The organism is Campylobacter concisus, assembly GCF_002913765.1.
Lineage (GTDB): Bacteria > Campylobacterota > Campylobacteria > Campylobacterales > Campylobacteraceae > Campylobacter_A > Campylobacter_A concisus_BB.
Map to the genome: position 1 here is coordinate 1 of NZ_PPCH01000007.1, position 14,992 is coordinate 14,992.

Annotated in this window: 14 protein-coding genes; 2 read left to right on the forward strand and 12 right to left on the reverse strand. The window is 43.0% G+C overall.

Annotated features, from left to right (window positions below):
* Positions 1-175: 175 nt before the first annotated feature.
* Genes CYO89_RS00630 through CYO89_RS00660 form a run of 7 tightly spaced genes read right to left on the reverse strand, consistent with a single transcriptional unit; the run spans position 176 to position 6,684 of the window.
* Positions 176-1,453, reverse strand: a complete 1,278-nt coding sequence (locus CYO89_RS00630; RefSeq protein WP_103596777.1) for a dihydroorotase — start codon at positions 1,451-1,453, stop codon at positions 176-178.
* 2 nt (positions 1,454-1,455) lie between these two features.
* The gene (locus CYO89_RS00635) at positions 1,456-2,385 is read right to left on the reverse strand and encodes an aspartate carbamoyltransferase catalytic subunit (protein WP_002942659.1); all 930 of its coding nucleotides are present in this window, start codon (positions 2,383-2,385) and stop codon (positions 1,456-1,458) included.
* A 17-nt stretch (positions 2,386-2,402) separates the two neighbouring features.
* Positions 2,403-2,813, reverse strand: a complete 411-nt coding sequence (locus tag CYO89_RS00640; RefSeq protein WP_002942627.1) for a tetratricopeptide repeat protein — start codon at positions 2,811-2,813, stop codon at positions 2,403-2,405.
* 9 nt (positions 2,814-2,822) lie between these two features.
* Positions 2,823-3,050 carry a hypothetical protein gene (locus tag CYO89_RS00645; RefSeq protein ID WP_002942640.1) on the reverse strand — a complete coding sequence of 76 codons (228 nt, stop codon included), beginning with the start codon at positions 3,048-3,050 and terminating at the stop codon, positions 2,823-2,825.
* Positions 3,047-4,072: a DHH family phosphoesterase gene (locus CYO89_RS00650; RefSeq protein WP_103596778.1), complete on the reverse strand. Its 1,026-nt coding sequence runs from the start codon at positions 4,070-4,072 to the stop codon at positions 3,047-3,049. The genes CYO89_RS00645 and CYO89_RS00650 overlap by 4 nt, the downstream gene beginning before the upstream one ends.
* Positions 4,073-4,081: 9 nt before the next feature.
* A complete protein-coding gene (gene flhA, locus CYO89_RS00655) occupies positions 4,082-6,277 on the reverse strand; it encodes a flagellar biosynthesis protein FlhA (RefSeq protein ID WP_103596779.1) in 2,196 nt (731 codons plus the stop codon).
* A 2-nt stretch (positions 6,278-6,279) separates the two neighbouring features.
* On the reverse strand, positions 6,280-6,684 hold the full coding sequence (locus CYO89_RS00660; protein WP_004317794.1) for an Rrf2 family transcriptional regulator: 405 nt from the start codon (positions 6,682-6,684) through the stop codon (positions 6,280-6,282).
* 146 nt (positions 6,685-6,830) lie between these two features.
* On the opposite strand from CYO89_RS00660, the gene rpsO reads away from it, so the two are divergent.
* Positions 6,831-7,103: a 30S ribosomal protein S15 gene (gene rpsO / locus CYO89_RS00665; protein WP_004317763.1), complete on the forward strand. Its 273-nt coding sequence runs from the start codon at positions 6,831-6,833 to the stop codon at positions 7,101-7,103.
* A gap of 357 nt (positions 7,104-7,460) precedes the next feature.
* Positions 7,461-9,737, forward strand: coding sequence for a formate dehydrogenase subunit alpha (gene fdhF / locus CYO89_RS10650; RefSeq protein WP_080655749.1), 2,277 nt, complete (start codon positions 7,461-7,463; stop codon positions 9,735-9,737).
* Between the two features lie 145 nt (positions 9,738-9,882).
* Here fdhF and cmoA read toward each other — a convergent pair whose 3' ends face one another.
* The 5 genes from cmoA to CYO89_RS00700 are packed head-to-tail and all read right to left on the reverse strand — an operon-like array spanning position 9,883 to position 14,991.
* Positions 9,883-10,587 (reverse strand): carboxy-S-adenosyl-L-methionine synthase CmoA, encoded by a 705-nt coding sequence (cmoA, locus tag CYO89_RS00680; protein WP_103596780.1) that lies wholly within the window; start codon positions 10,585-10,587, stop codon positions 9,883-9,885.
* A complete protein-coding gene (locus CYO89_RS00685) occupies positions 10,584-11,477 on the reverse strand; it encodes a bifunctional riboflavin kinase/FAD synthetase (protein WP_002939474.1) in 894 nt (297 codons plus the stop codon). The genes cmoA and CYO89_RS00685 overlap by 4 nt, the downstream gene beginning before the upstream one ends.
* Positions 11,443-12,156: a 23S rRNA (cytidine-2'-O)-methyltransferase TlyA gene (gene tlyA, locus CYO89_RS00690; RefSeq protein WP_103596781.1), complete on the reverse strand. Its 714-nt coding sequence runs from the start codon at positions 12,154-12,156 to the stop codon at positions 11,443-11,445. Before tlyA ends, CYO89_RS00685 begins: the two co-directional genes overlap by 35 nt.
* Positions 12,146-14,089, reverse strand: coding sequence for an NAD-dependent DNA ligase LigA (gene ligA, locus CYO89_RS00695; protein WP_103596782.1), 1,944 nt, complete (start codon positions 14,087-14,089; stop codon positions 12,146-12,148). The genes tlyA and ligA overlap by 11 nt, the downstream gene beginning before the upstream one ends.
* A gap of 41 nt (positions 14,090-14,130) precedes the next feature.
* Positions 14,131-14,991 (reverse strand): NADAR family protein, encoded by an 861-nt coding sequence (locus tag CYO89_RS00700; RefSeq protein WP_103596783.1) that lies wholly within the window; start codon positions 14,989-14,991, stop codon positions 14,131-14,133.
* Position 14,992 lies beyond the last annotated feature (1 nt).

Genomic DNA, 14,992 nt, shown 5'->3' on the forward strand with positions numbered 1-14,992 from the left:
CCTCACTCTACAAGAGAGCACTGCGAAGTAGCTTCTGCGCTTTTTATCGAAAAAGTAGTTCGCGGTATCGTTAAAAAATATAACTCATAAAAAGTAAAATTTGCTAGAAATTTCTAGCAAATTTTATATCTCAAAGCATCTAAAGCAAATTTGCCCGCAAGTGCGAGCAAATTTATTATTTCCCAAACTCATAAACGATCTTGCCACTTTTTATCGTGGTGGTCGCTGCGCCTTTTAGCTTTTTGCCAAATAGTGGAGAATTTACCGATTTTGATCGGTTTATCTTCTCATCATAAACATACTCGATCTCAGGGTCTATCACAGCGATGTCAGCTAACATGCCCTCAGCAAGTCTGCCCTTATCTTTTAAATTTAGCATCTTAGCCGCATTTGTAGATGTTAGCTCCACCATGCGCTCTAAGCTTATAACGCCCTCATTTACGAGCTTAAGAGTGAGTGGCACAAGGGTTTGAAGTCCGATGATACCAAATGGCGCCTTGTCAAATTCCACTATCTTTTCGTCCGTGTGGTGTGGGGCATGATCGGTGGCGATAACGTCTATAAGGCCGCTTTTTAGCGCATCTCTTACCGCTTTTACGTCGCTTATCTCACGAAGTGGCGGCGACATTTTGAAATTTGTATCGTAGGCATTTTTCAAAATTTCATCGTCACTAAAGCTAAAGTGGTGAGGTGTAGCTTCGCAAGTGATGTTTATGCCCTCTTTTTTGCCCATTTCGATGATCTTTAGCGAGTATTCCGAGCTTACGTGAGCGATGTGGATGTGCGCTTTAGTGAGCTTTGCAAGCAGCATATCACGGCTCACTGCGATCTCCTCTTTCTCTCTCGCCATGCCGCGAAGTCCAAGTATGGCTGAGACCTTGCCCTCATGCATGACGCCCTGCCTGCAAAGCGAGCAGTCCTCTGAGTGGCTTATACAAAAGCTATTAAACATGCTTGAGTACTCAAGTGCCGCTCTCATCACGCTTGAGCTAGTCACTGGTAGGCCATCATCGCTAAATGCAACTGCGCCAGCTTCTATAAGATCGCCCATTTCGACGATCTCGTTGCCGCCAAGCCCTTTACTAATGGCCGCGATTGGTAAAAGGTCGATCAGTCCGCAGTTTTTAGCCTTTTCTATCATCGCTCTTGTGATCGAAGCGTTGTCATTTACTGGGTTTGTGTTAGCCATGCAAAGGCAGGTGGTCACTCCTCCAGCCACAGCCGCCTGCGAGCCTGAGATGATGTCGTCTTTATACTCTTGACCAGGATCGCGAAAATGCACGTGCATGTCGATAAGTCCTGGCATGACAAGCTTATTTGTAGCGTCTATGACCTTATCAGCCTCAAATTTCTCACTTCCGATTTTGGCTATTTTGCCGTTTTCTATTAGGATATTTGCCTTAAATTTCTCGTCGCTATTTACGATAGTGCCGTTAATTATTGCTATTTTCATCGTTAGCCCCTATTTTTTGCAAGCGTATTTAGTATCGCCATTCTTATAGCAACGCCGTTTTCAACTTGATTTAGTATGACTGAGTGCGTGCCATCAGCCACGTCTGAGTTTAGCTCCACGCCCCTATTTATTGGCCCTGGGTGCAACACGATCGCATCAGGCTTTGCTAGCTTTATCCTATTTTTATTTAGTCCAAAAAATTTCGAGTACTCTCTCGAGCTTGGAAATGCCACGTCCGCACCGCCACGCTCTAGTTGGATGCGAAGCATGATGATGACGTCGCTGCCCTCGCAGGCCTCCTCCATATTTTTGCAAATTTGAGACTCAAATACCTCAGCATCTTTTGGCATCATCATCCTTGGCGCAAAGAGTTTTAAATTTATGCCAAATTTCTTCATCGCCCAGATGTCAGACCTTGCCACGCGGCTTCTAGCGATGTCGCCGATGATCGCCACGTTTAGGTTTTTATCCAAAATTTTGCCATGCTCTCTTAGCGTGAAAAGATCAAGCAAAGCTTGGCTTGGGTGTTCATTTGTGCCGTCCCCTGCATTTACGACGCTAGCTTCTGTCCTGTCAGCTGCAAATTTCGCCGCTCCAGAGCTTGGGTGACGAAGCACGATGATGTCAGTTCTCATAGCAGCCATATTATTCATCGTGTCATTTAGGCTCTCGCCCTTTGTCACGCTAGAGCTTGACGAGCTGAAATTTATCGTATCAGCTCCAAGCCTCTTTGCTGCGATCTCAAAGGATGTCCTAGTTCTTGTCGAGTTTTCATAAAATGCGTTGATCGTGGTCTTTCCACGAAGGTAGTCATTTTTTTTCACTTGGCTTAAATTTAGCTCCTTAAACTCTTTCGCCGCCTCTAGAAAATATAAAATTTCTTCCTTGCTAAGCTCTCTAGTTCCTATCAAATCTTTATGTTTGTAGCCCATTTTAAGCCCTTTTTGATCTATTTTGTTACAAAGTCGCAAGCTGGTTTGTAGCCGTTGTCGCAAGCTTTTTTAAACAAAGCTTTTGCCTTCTCTTCGCTTTTTGCTTCATTATCATCTTTGTCTTTTATAAGGCCATAAGCTGTCATTTCGCCTAGTTTTTCGCAGGCCATGCCCTCATTTTCGTCGCACATTTTTGTAAAAATTTTCTCAGCCTGAGCTTTATCTTTCGCCACGCCATCGCCGTTAAATAGCATGATCGCATTCATCGTGCAAGCCTTTTTCTCGCCCTCGCCGCAAGCTTTATTAAAAGCAAGATAGGCCTCGTTAAAATTTTTCTTTGCATAAAGCTCATTTGCCTTGTCTAAATTTTCATTTGCCATAGCATTTAACGCAAAAAGTGCCGCCGCTAAAACTAAAATTTTCTTCATATTTTCTCCTTATTTAAATAACTTTGGATGGTGTTTTTTCATATATTCAACTATCTCTATGACCTCGTCGCTACCGCTAGCGTCAGAGTTTTCTAACGCATCGTCGATGCACTCAACATAGAGATTTGCCGCCTCTTCAAGCTTGTCTTTTTTCACGCCAGCATAGTAAAACATCGCTTCAAGCACCATGCTAAGCTCGTAGCTAAGCTCCTCTACGCTTACCTCTTCTTCTTTCATATCTCCTCCTGTGTTTTTTTAGTTATTAGATCAACTATCTGCGCCTTGATCGGCTCATAGCTAAAGCCATCTTTGAAATTTGCAAACAAGCCACCACTAGCATTGACGTGCCCGCCGCCACCAACTAGGTGTTTTGCCATGGCGCTAACGTCTAACTTGCCATTTGCGCGAAAGCTTAGCGTTTTTTTATTTGTCACGTCGATAAAGAAGTCAAATTCAGGATTTGCCACCAAAAAGTCGTTGCCGATAACCGAAACGTTGCCGATATTGTAGGTTAAAATTCCTTTATGATCTTTATAGCTTATGCTAAATTTCTCTTTATTTTCACTAAGTTTTTTTACGACGTAGTTTGATATTAGATTGCTTAGTGTATCGTCTTTATCCTCTTTGAAAAATGACTTTTTAATGGCATGCACCTGCATATCAAGGCCTATATAGTCGTTTTTCTCGTTAAAAAATTTGCTAGCTTCTTTTAAGATATGATCCATATAAAGGTTGTTTTCAGCTTCAAACATCACCTTATTTATCTCTTTAGCATTTGCCACAAGCCCCAAGCAGACCTTGCCCATCTCGAAATTTTTATCATCTTTTAGCCAGATATCCACGGCATTTACGACGTCACTAAAAATTTCAAGCTCTTTGTTTTGGCCAAAAATGCCCGCAAAAAAGTCGTAAGTGATCTTTGTAGCGCACCTTGAACTATCCAAAAAATACCATGAGTAAGCGCTCGCGCACTCGGCACCGCTTTGGTGATGATCTAGCAAAAATAGCTTTATATTTTTACCCTCTATCATCTCCTCAAAGCTCTCACACTGAGCTAAACTTAAATTTAGATCAGTGATTAAAATGACGTTTTTATCATCGTTAGAGACATCTATCTCAGATAAAATTTGAGCAAATTTATCATCTATCTCTCTGCCGTAGTTTGAGTTTAGAAATTTCACATCTTTGAAGTAAAAATTTGTTATGTATTGCGCGCCGTATCCGTCAAGATCGGTGTGCGAGAGGTGATAAATTTTCATCTTTTTCCTTTATAAATTTTCTATTTCTATGACGCCAACTGTTTCAAATGGCGTATTTGCCGAGATCTCAGCAAAGCTTAGCACCACTATGTCGATGGCAAAATTTGCGCAGATATTTGCTATAAATTTGCGCAAGCTTGGCTCCACGCAAAGCACCATCTCTCCGTGTTGACTCATCGGTCGCTTCTCTTTTTCACGCCTAAGTGCTTGCACGATAGATGATGTCTGCGCCACATTTATCATCAAGTGATATGCTCCGTCTTTATACTGCACCGCGTCCATGAGTTTTTGCTGCGCGGCGGTGTCTAGGATATAGAAATTTAGCTGACCCTTTTCATCTACATAAAGCGAGGTGATGACGCGTGAAAGTGCTGCACGTACGTGCTCGATGATCATATCTAAATTTTTACTAACCTCGGCGATATCGCTGATGGCTTCAAGTATGCTAAGTAGGTCTTTGATCGGGATATTGTCTTTAAGCAGCGTTTTTAAGACCTTTTGGATCAAATTTATAGGTGCGATCCTTAGCGTATCCTCGACCACGACTGGGTAGTCGATCTTTAGTTTGTCTAGTAAATTTTGTGTCTCTTGGCGAGTTAAAAGCTCGGCTGCGTTTTGCTTGATAAGCTCGCTCATGTGCGTTGAGATGACGCTTGCAGGGTCAACTATCGTGTAGCCGCTAAGTATAGCGTCCTCTTTGACGCTAGCATCGATCCAAAGAGCGTCTAGCCCAAAAGCTGGCTCCTTTGTCGGAATCCCCTCGATATCTTCGCTCACTAGTCCGCTATCCATCGCTAAAAATTTATCCGCATAAATTTCACCCTGACCGATCACGATGCCCTTTAGTTTAAAGCGGTACTCGTTTGGCGGTAGCTGGAGGTTGTCGCGGATCCTTATCTTTGGCATCAAAAAGCCAAGGCTTGAAGCGATATTTCGCCTCATAGCGCGAATTCTCTCGATTAGATCCACGTCAGCTAGCTTTAGTAGGCCATACCCTAGGTCAAGCTCTAAAATTTCAAGCTTTAAGATGTCATTTATCTTTGTCTCTTCTTCTCTTGCGATCTCTTCGTCGCTCTTCTTTGGTGCCTTAGCAGCCCCGCCGCTTGCAGCTGCCGCCCCTGCCCCACTTGGCGCAGCGCCGCCAGCCTTTTTAGAAGCAGTTTTTTCTTTTGGTGCAAGGCTTAAATTTAGCCCGCCATCTTTTGTCTGCTTGATGATGTAGCCAAGCCCTAAAAATAGCAGCGCTATAAAGCCAAGAGATAGGGTTGGCAGACCTGGCACAAGGGCAAACATAAATAGTATGAAGCCCACTATCAGCAAGGTTTTATAGTCGCCTAAGAGCTGATTTAGCGTGCCCTCTGCAAAGTCCTCATCGTCTTTGCTAGCTCTTGTGATAATGATGGCAGTCGCTGTTGAAGTGATAAGTCCTGGGATCTGGCTAACTAGGCCATCACCGATAGTTAAGATCGTATAATACTGAGCCGATGTCGCCATATCAAGGCCGTGCTGAAACGAGCCGATAGCAAAGCCGCCGATGATGTTAATTATAGTGATGATGATGCCAGCGACAGCGTCACCTTTTATAAATTTAGAAGAACCATCCATCGCGCCGTAGAAATTTGCCTCGCCGATGATGGCTTGACGTCTTTCGCGCGCCGTTTTTTCATCAATCAAACCTGCGTTTAGATCCGCATCTATCGCCATTTGCTTACCAGGCATCGCATCAAGTGTAAAACGCGCTTGCACCTCACTCACGCGGGTTGAACCCTTTGTTACGACCATGAAATTTATGAGTACTAAGATACAAAAGACGATGGTGCCGATGACAAAGTTGCCACCAACGACAAAATTTCCAAAGCTTGAGATGATCTCGCTGACCGCTTCTGGGCCGTTGTGACCTTCACTTAAGATCATACGCGTAGTTGCGATGTTTAGCGAGAGGCGAAAAAGCGTGATGATAAGAATGAGCGTCGGAAACGTGCTAAGGTCAGTCGGTTTTGGCACGTAAATAGAGATCAAAATAATAAGCACTGAAATCGAGATCGAAAGCGCCAAGAAAAAGTCAAGCACCGCACTTGGAAGCGGCACGATGATGATAGCAAGGATGGCAACGATGATGCCAACGATGCTAAGACTTTTAAATTTGACAATCGGCGCAAGAAACGGTGCGACAAGAGTCAAGATATTATTTTTTTGCTTTGCCAACTTTACTTCTTAACGATGTCACTTAGTTTTATCGCGTCAAGCATCTCGTCGATCTTGCCTTGAAGGCCGCTAAACATCGACCAAATTTGACAGCTTGAGGCTTTGTTTGACGGGCAGCCAAGCGCTGAAGATGAGCACTCAAAGACGCTTAGTTCGCGCTTTTCGGCGCATTCGATTATCTTTTTTATGCTTAAATTTTCAGGTTCGCCGTTTAGTGCAAAACCGCCATTTGCTCCTTTAAATGACTTTAAAACTCCATCTTTTGCTAAATTTTGTAAAATTTTTGCCAGAAAACTTTTTGAAATTTTAAGCTCATTTGAGATCGTATCAACATCAACTGGCGATGATTTTTGAGATATTAAAATAAGCGAAAGTAGAGCGTATTCGCTTGCCTTTGTAAAAAGCATTTATCTTCCTTAACTCTTTAAATAGCCCTAATTTTATTAAATTTTTACTGCATTTTTCATTAATTTTTAAAAAGCGTAATTTTATCTAACTTTATGTTTTAAATGCTATAATCGCTCTTCCAAAATTCACCAATCAGGAGGTCATCATGGCTTTGGATTCGGCTAAAAAAGCTCAAATAGTTGCGAAATTCGCTAGAAAAGAGGGAGATACAGGCTCTCCAGAAGTTCAAATAGCTCTTTTAACAGCTAGAATAACTGAACTTACAGAACACCTTAAAATTTTCAAAAAAGACTTTTCATCACGTTTAGGTCTTTTGAAACTAGTTGGTCAAAGAAAAAGACTTTTAAAGTATCTTAAAAACAAAGACTACACTACATATTCAAAACTAATCTCTGAGCTTGGCTTAAGAGATAAATAATCCCACGGAGAGCGACCTGCTCTCCTTTTAAATTTCACTTTTTATCTTAAAATTTCTCTTTTTTTGTAGTTTAAATATCTTGCTACAAACTAAATTTAAATTTAATTTTTCATCTTTCAGCTTCTGTGTCAAATTTACACAATTTATTTCTTATTTGATAAATTTTAGAAATTCATGCAAATTTAGCATATTTTTTAAATTCCTATATATTCGGCTTTTTAAATTTTATATAAAATATAACTTAAAATTAAAATTTATTTTTTAAATAAAGAATTTTTCATAAAAGATTAAGTTTCGCGCTAGTAATATTACTCAAAATAAATATGCAGAAAATGCATAATTTAGAAGGAGAAAGTGATGAAAGAAGGCAAAGTCATCTGTCCTTATTGCGGGACAGGCTGTCAAGTAACCTTGCACGTGGAAAACAACGTCGTTCGTGCCGCTACTGGCGTCGAAGACAATCCAGTCAATCAAGGAAATTTATGTTTAAAGGGCTTTTATGGCTGGGACTACGTTGCAAGTCCAGACAGACTTACAAAGCCGCTTATTAGAAAGAAAAATGGGGTCTTTTCAAAGGACGGTGAATTTGAAGAGGCCAGCTGGGACGAGGCGCTTGATCTTGTCGTAGAAAAGATGAAAGAGGCAAAAGAGAAATACGGCCCTGACTCACTAGCAGGAAACTTCTCAGCACGCTGTACGCTTGAGGACAACTACGTCGCTCAAAAGCTAATGCGCGCTGTAATTGGCACAAATAACGTCGATCACTGCGCTAGAATTTGACACGCTCCGACAGTAGCAGGACTTGCTAAAACAATCGGAAACGGAGCTGCCACAAATAGCTTTACAGAGATTGGCACTTATAGTAACTGTATATTAATGATAGGCTCAAACCCAGAAAATGGCCACCCAATCGCAGCTATGCACATCCAAAGAGCGCTAAACCGCGGTGCAAAACTGATCGTTATCGACCCTATTAAGACTGAGTTTGCAAGTAGAGCAGACATCCACTTGCAGCTAGAGCCTGAGCACAACATCCCTGTTATTAACGCACTTCTTTACACTATCATCGAAGAAGGCCTTGTAAATGAGGAATTTGTAAGAGACCACACAATAGGCATCGAGTACGTTAAAGAAGCTGTAAAAGACTATGCCCCAGAGGTTGTAGCAAAATACACAAGGCTAAATCCAGAGGATATAAGAGCAGCTGCTAGAATGTATGCCACCACAAAACCAGCCGTCATCACTCACGGCATGGGCGTAACTCACTTCAACCACGGCGTTGGCGGAGTTTGCGACGTATCAAATTTATTCTTGATCACTGGCAATATCTGCGAGCTTGGCACAGGCGACTTGCCTCTTAGAGGTCAAGAGAACGTTCAAGGCTGCTGCGACATGGGCGTTTTACCAAACATCTTCCCAAATCTTGGCTCAGTAACTGACCCAGAGCAAAGAGCTTGGTTTGAGAAAATGTGGCACCTAGAACCTGGATTTTTAAACTCAAAGATAGGCATCCATAAAACTGAAGTACCTGATGCGATCCTTGATGGCAGAGTGCATTTCTTTTGGACTATCGGTGAAAACCCAGTCATCTCTGAGCCAAATACAAACCACTTCTTAAAAGGCATTGCAAATGTCGATTTCTACGTGGTTCAAGATCTATTTTTAACTGAGACTTCACTAAAAGCTGACGTCGTTCTCCCTGGCGTTGCAAGTAGCGAAAAAGAGGGTCTTTACACAAACGCGGAGCGCCGTGTCCAGCACAACGAAGCTGTCATCACACCTCCAGGTGATGCTAGACAAGACTGGTGGATAGTTTGCGAGATCGCACGTCGTTTGGGTGCAACAGAGGGTTTTAATTTTAACTCACCAGAAGAAATTTGGGAAGAAGTTAGAAAATGCGACCCTAGACGCTACGGCGGTATGAGCTACTATAGGCTTAAAAAATATCACGGACTTCACTGGCCATGCCCAACTGAAGATGATATGGGCGGTCAGAGCTTATATCTAGATAAGAAATTCTTTACACCTGATGGCAAAGGCCGCTTCGTGCCTTGTCTATTTGTGGATAAGGCTGATGAGATCGAGAGCGCAAAACTTGAGTTTGCTAAGAAGATGAATATGTCGCCTGAGTATCCTATCATGGCTGGTTCAGTCGATGAGAAGACTGACGCTGAGTATCCGATACAGCTTTTAACTACAAGAAAAGTTTATCAATACACAGTTGGCACCATGACAAGACGCTCACGTGCCATCGAAGAGGGCGGAGATAGCATCGGACCTATCGCCGAGATGAGTCCAGCGCTTGCAGAAAGATACGGACTAAAACAAGGCGACTTTATCAAAGCTTGGAGTAGATACGGCTACATCGTCGTAAAAGCTGAAGTAACTGACATCGTGCCTGATGGCATCATACAGATGACTTTCCACTACTGGGAGAGCTCTTGCAACGAGCTAACAAGCAGCGGTTGGGACTACATCAGCAAGACTCCGACATTTAAAGCAGCTATCCAGATCAAAAAGATCGATGAAGAGGAATTTTTACGAGTTCGCGAGCTAAAACGCGAGAAATTCCAAACTTCAAAGATCATCTACGATGACTTCCACCACCACGGAAACGCAGCGATAAATGAGTAAATTTAGCGGGTAACTCCCGCTAAATTTCTTTACTATTAAATTTCATTATTCAAAAATGCTGACATTGCAAAGCAAAATCTAAATTTTAAATTCAATGTTTATGATTAAATTTTATATTTAAATACAAAAGCAGATGTTTTTAAATTTACTTAAACGCCAAAAAGCTCATGAAATTTCCCCATTTAAATGTGCTCTCGACACGCTTAAAGCCAGCATTTAGGGCTAAGTTTCTATTTTCTTCTTCAGTGTATGGCACCAGCACATTTTCAAGCGCCTCTCTTTTTTGGGCGATCTCGTAGCGTGAGTAGCCTTGCGCCTGCTTGTAGTCCTCGTAAATTTCTATGACGCTTTTAGTGAGCTTTTTATCTTCAAAGATGATCTTTTCGCTAAACAAAAAGACGCCATTTTCATTTAGTCCGTTATAAATTTTTTGCACCAGATCAGCCCTTTTTGGCGGTCTGATAAACTGCAATGTGTAGTTTGCCAAAACTGCGTCAAAGCCCTCTAGCTCGCACTCTAAAATGTCATCTAAGATAAACTCTATATCAACCCCATAAGCTTTTGCCTTGTTTTTAGCGTTTGCAAGCATCGCCTCAGAGTTATCCACACCGCTTAGCACGAGGTCGTTTCTTAGGTTGTTTAGCAAAAGTAGGCTATTTGCCGTAGAGCAGCCAAGGTCGCATACGCTTGCCTCTTTTGGCAAAATTTTAGCCAGCAACTTTGCGTTTAAATTTGAGCTAACGTCGTAAAACGGCACCGAGCGCGAGATCATATCATCAAAAACGCTCGCCACAAAGTCATCAAATTCAAACTGCTTGCTTATAGGCTCTTTAAAAATTTCATCTCTCATATACCAGCTCCATATCCGTCAAAGTATCTCATCGTCTCTCCAAAAAAGAGATCGCACACGCCAACGCACTGTCTAGCCTCGTTTATATCGCGTTTTATCTGCTCTTTTAGCTCGCTTAGATTATTAAATTTCTTATTATCGCGCAAACGTTTTATGAAGCAAACAGCAACATGCTTTGTCACTTTTGGCGCGACCTCATCTAAGATGTGCGTCTCAACGCTAAAATTTCCATCCGTGCTAAGCCTGTTGCCTATAAAAGTGACCGAGCCATAGGTGTATGAGCCCATCCTCGTTCTTGTCGCGTAGACGCCTTCGCGCGGCAAAAGATAGCTTTTTATATCTAAATTTAGCGTGGCAACCAGCTCTTTTGCGCCGATGCCCTGCCCTTTTATCACGTTGCCCTCGATCGAGTACTCCCTGCCTATTAGCCTATTTGCCTCATCGATGTTACCTTGACGTATCAGCTCTCTGATGGATGAGCTATGTACGCCCATGCCGTCATAACAAACCTCATCAACGACTACCACCTCACCATCAAAAATTCTTTTCAGATCGTGCTTGTCCCACGCTCTATTTCTGCCAAATCTAAAATCAAATCCAACAACGATCTTTTTTAAATTTTTAAAATCCCGCTTTAAAAGTGCGATAAATTCCTCGCCGCTAAGCCCTTTTATACTCTCAAAATCATACAAAAAGCAAGGATAGTTTGAGTACTCAGCTCGCTTTAGCTTTGGCGTGATGTTTGCCTTATTTTTATCGATGACGACAAGTCCGCCAAACTCGCCAAGCTGTTTTAAAAGCTGCTTGTGCCCCCTGTGCACGCCGTCAAAGTGCCCGATCGCAACGGCAGTGATGTTATCTTTTGTTAAAAGCGTAGAAAAATTCGGCATTTCCTTCCTTTCCCTTGACCTCGCACTCTTTGCAAGCTATCAGTTCAAATTTCAAGCTACTTGCTAGCACTTCAAAGCGCTTCATCGCTAAATTTACAGCCTTAGCGTCGGTGACAACGCCTTTTTTGTTGCGTTTTACGCCAAGACCAACTTCAAACTGTGGCTTAAAAAGCATGATGATGAGCGAATTTGCGCTTGCTAGCTCGCAAATGGCAGGCAAAATTTCAGCCAAAGAGATAAAGCTCACGTCACAAGTTATGAGATCAAATTTATTTTGATGCGATTTTGCAAACTCTCTGACGTCAGTTTTTTCATAAATTTTCACTCGCTCATCGTTTCTTAGACTAGCATCTAGCTGATCAGTACCCACATCGACGCCAGTCACGCTCTTTACGCCACGCTCAAGTAAAATTTGCATAAAGCCGCCAGTTGAGCTGCCGATATCAAGTGCGTTTTTGCCAGCTAGGTCAAATTTCATCGCTTCCAAAAAGCTCTTTAGCTTCAAAGCGCCTCGCCCAACGTAAATTTCATCAAGCAGTGAAATTTTAGCCTCGCTAACCTCGCTTGAAACCTTGGTGCAAATTTCGCCGTTTGCTAGCACCTTGCCGCCCTTTATCAGCTCGCTCGCCTTGTTTCTACTTATATTTAAAACGCTCGCGACGTAGTTATCAAGCCTCAAGTTTTAGCCTCTCATATTCGCTCTCATCGATCACCAGCACGCCTAGCTCATTTGCTTTTTCTAGCTTGCTGCCAGCCTCCTCGCCAGCTAAGACGAAGTCCGTTTTTTTAGAGACTGAGCCAGATACTTTAGCGCCAAAACTCTCAAGCTCCGCCTTTATCTCGTCCCTTGGGCGACTTAGCGTGCCAGTTATAACGACCGTCTTGCCACTTAGCGCATTTGAGATGCTTTGCGTCTGCGTCACGCTTGGCTGCACGATCTGACTAAGAGCTAAAATTTCTGCTCTATTTACCTCGGCAAAGTCGGTTAAACTATTTGCCATCTCCGCGCCAAAGCCCTCAAGCGAGACAAGCTCCTCAAAGCTAGCATCAAGCCAGCCCAGCCCAAAACTACTTGCAAGCTTTTTAGCTGCCACTTCGCCGATGTGCTCGCAGCCAAGACCCGTGATAAAACGCGATAGCTCCGCACCTTTGCTAGCTTCGATCGCATTTAAAAGGTTATTTACCTTTTTCTCTTTAAAGCCCTCAAGCGTGATGAGATCATCAAATTTAAGGCCGTAGATATCCTTTATGCAAGCAATTAGCCCCTTGTCAAATAGCAAATTTACGATCGCATCGCCAAGGCCGTCTATATTTAGGCATTTTTTCGATGCGTAGTGGATTATCGAGCCCACTACTCTTGCCCTGCAGCTTAAATTTTGACACTTCACAAAAACACCCTCATCAAGCAGGTGCGAGCCACAAACTGGGCAAAATTTAGGCCTTTCAATCGCTTGCTCGCTGCCGTCTCGCCTATCTTTAAAGACCTTTGTGATCTTTGGTATCACATCTCCTGAGCGGATGATGCCGATGTAGTCATTTTTCATAACGCCAAGGCGCTTGATCTCGTCGAAGTTATGAAGGGTGGCTGATTTTACATTGGCTCCGTCGATATTTACCTCATCAAGCACACCAACAGGCGTCACCACGCCGCTTCTGCCAACCTGAAGTGCTACGTCTCTTAGCTTTGTCACCTTCTCAATGGCTGGAAATTTAAATGCCACCATAAATTTTGGAAATTTGACCGTGTAGCCTAGCTGCTCACAGCGCGCAAGGTCATTTACGCGTATCACCATGCCATCCATCATCACGCTTTTTGCCTCACGATTTGCCAAGAGCTCGTTATATGCGGCCTCAAGCTCATCTTTTTTTAAAATTTTGAAAAAATCATCTCTCTCAAAGCCAAGATCTCGCACAAATTTCATCACCTCGCTGTGATCTTTTAGCCCAAGGCTCTGCTCGCCCACGCCCCAAGGTATGAAAAGTAGTTTTCTTTTAGCAGTGACTGCGCTATCAAGCTGTCTAAGGCTTCCTGCGGCTGCGTTTCTAGGGTTTGAAAGTGGCGCCTCGCCATTTTTTGCGCGCTCTATATTTAGTAGCTCAAAGTCATCTTTTCTTATGACGACTTCGCCACGAATTTCAATGAGCCCTTTGTAGCTAATGCTCTTTGGCACCGAGCTAATGGTCCTTGCATTTTGCGTCACGTCCTCGCCTGTAACGCCATCTCCTCTGGTTATCGCCCTAACTAAAACACCATTTTCATATAGTAAATTTAGGCTCGCTCCGTCAAATTTTGGCTCAGCAACAAAGGTCAAATTCTCTTTATCGCCGCGCTTTAGCCACGCATCAAGCTCGTCAAGACTAAAGATATCCTCCATGCTCCACATGCGCTTTATGTGACTTGCCTTGCTAAAGCCCTCTTTTACGCCCCCACCCACTCGCTTAGTCGGCGAAAATAGCGAAATTTCACTTGGATTTACCCTCTCATATTCAAGCACCGCGTGATATAGCGCGTCATACTCCTCGTCGCTTGCAAGTGGCTCGTCCTCGTCGTAGTAGGCCTTTGCCCACGCATTTAGCGTATCTACCGCTCTTTCATACTCTTGTTTTGTCATTTTTGCTCCAAATTTACACCGCATTTTATCTTAAACATACTTTATAAATGATCCAAATTTAGCTCTCTGGCGTCACATAAATGGACATTTTTATAGACCTTTGCTATCTCATCTCTCGCCCTCATCAGCGCAAAGCCAAGCAAATTTTGCCCACGCCACTTCATAGGATTGTGCGCATTTTCATCATCAGCACTCATGCCTATGCCCCAAATTTTATCAACAGGGCTTGCCTCAACCAAAATTTTATCCTTTGTCGAGAGCAAAAACTCTCGCAGCTTGGCATTTTGGCTAAATTTTAAATAGCTCGCATTTAGCACGACGCCAAATTTAACCTCATCCCAGACCTTAGCGTCAAAGCCTCGCACCTGCCTGCCAAGCGCCTTCATCTGCGCTGGATCTTTGGCGGATAAAATTTGCTCTAAGGCCTCGTCATCACCAAAACACTCAGCCTTTTTAGCCATCATATATTGCTCGGCGCAAATGTAATGAACCTCGTCTTGCCAAAAGCTAGAGCTATACCACTGGCTTAGACAGCTTGCGCTTATGCCCGCACTCTTTTGATGGCCCCAAAAAAATAGAAATTTATCCGCCTTACCTGCGTTATAGCGCTTCTTAAGCCACTTTAACTCATATCTAGGCTCACGTTCCCAAAGGTCGGTGACAAATTCATCTTTGATAAAAAGCGTGCTTTCATCATCGCCAAGTCTCTCGTCCCAGTATCCACGCCACGTCGCAGGCTCAGCAAAGAGCTGCTGATACTCGATACGCTCATCTTGACTTAGCGTTTTTAGCCACTCATTAAATTTAAACTTATAATCCTCGCCGCAGCCCATCCTCCAGCCGATAGAAAAGGGGCTAATCTGAGGAAATTTGATCCAAGGCGGTGGAAGTAAATTTTTCATC

Excerpts from the sequence above, each read along its gene's own strand:
- CYO89_RS00660 (WP_004317794.1), bottom strand. The coding sequence starts at position 6,684 with ATGCTTTTTACAAAGGCAAGCGAATACGCTCTACTTTCGCTTATTTTA.
- CYO89_RS00645 (WP_002942640.1), bottom strand. The coding sequence starts at position 3,050 with ATGAAAGAAGAAGAGGTAAGCGTAGAGGAGCTTAGCTACGAGCTTAGC.
- CYO89_RS00635 (WP_002942659.1), bottom strand. The coding sequence starts at position 2,385 with ATGGGCTACAAACATAAAGATTTGATAGGAACTAGAGAGCTTAGCAAG.
- CYO89_RS00630 (WP_103596777.1), bottom strand. The coding sequence starts at position 1,453 with ATGAAAATAGCAATAATTAACGGCACTATCGTAAATAGCGACGAGAAA.
- ligA (WP_103596782.1), bottom strand. The coding sequence starts at position 14,089 with ATGACAAAACAAGAGTATGAAAGAGCGGTAGATACGCTAAATGCGTGG.
- cmoA (WP_103596780.1), bottom strand. The coding sequence starts at position 10,587 with ATGAGAGATGAAATTTTTAAAGAGCCTATAAGCAAGCAGTTTGAATTT.
- CYO89_RS00640 (WP_002942627.1), bottom strand. The coding sequence starts at position 2,813 with ATGAAGAAAATTTTAGTTTTAGCGGCGGCACTTTTTGCGTTAAATGCT.
- CYO89_RS00685 (WP_002939474.1), bottom strand. The coding sequence starts at position 11,477 with ATGCCGAATTTTTCTACGCTTTTAACAAAAGATAACATCACTGCCGTT.
- rpsO (WP_004317763.1), top strand. The coding sequence starts at position 6,831 with ATGGCTTTGGATTCGGCTAAAAAAGCTCAAATAGTTGCGAAATTCGCT.
- CYO89_RS00650 (WP_103596778.1), bottom strand. The coding sequence starts at position 4,072 with ATGAAAATTTATCACCTCTCGCACACCGATCTTGACGGATACGGCGCG.
- CYO89_RS00700 (WP_103596783.1), bottom strand. The coding sequence starts at position 14,991 with ATGAAAAATTTACTTCCACCGCCTTGGATCAAATTTCCTCAGATTAGC.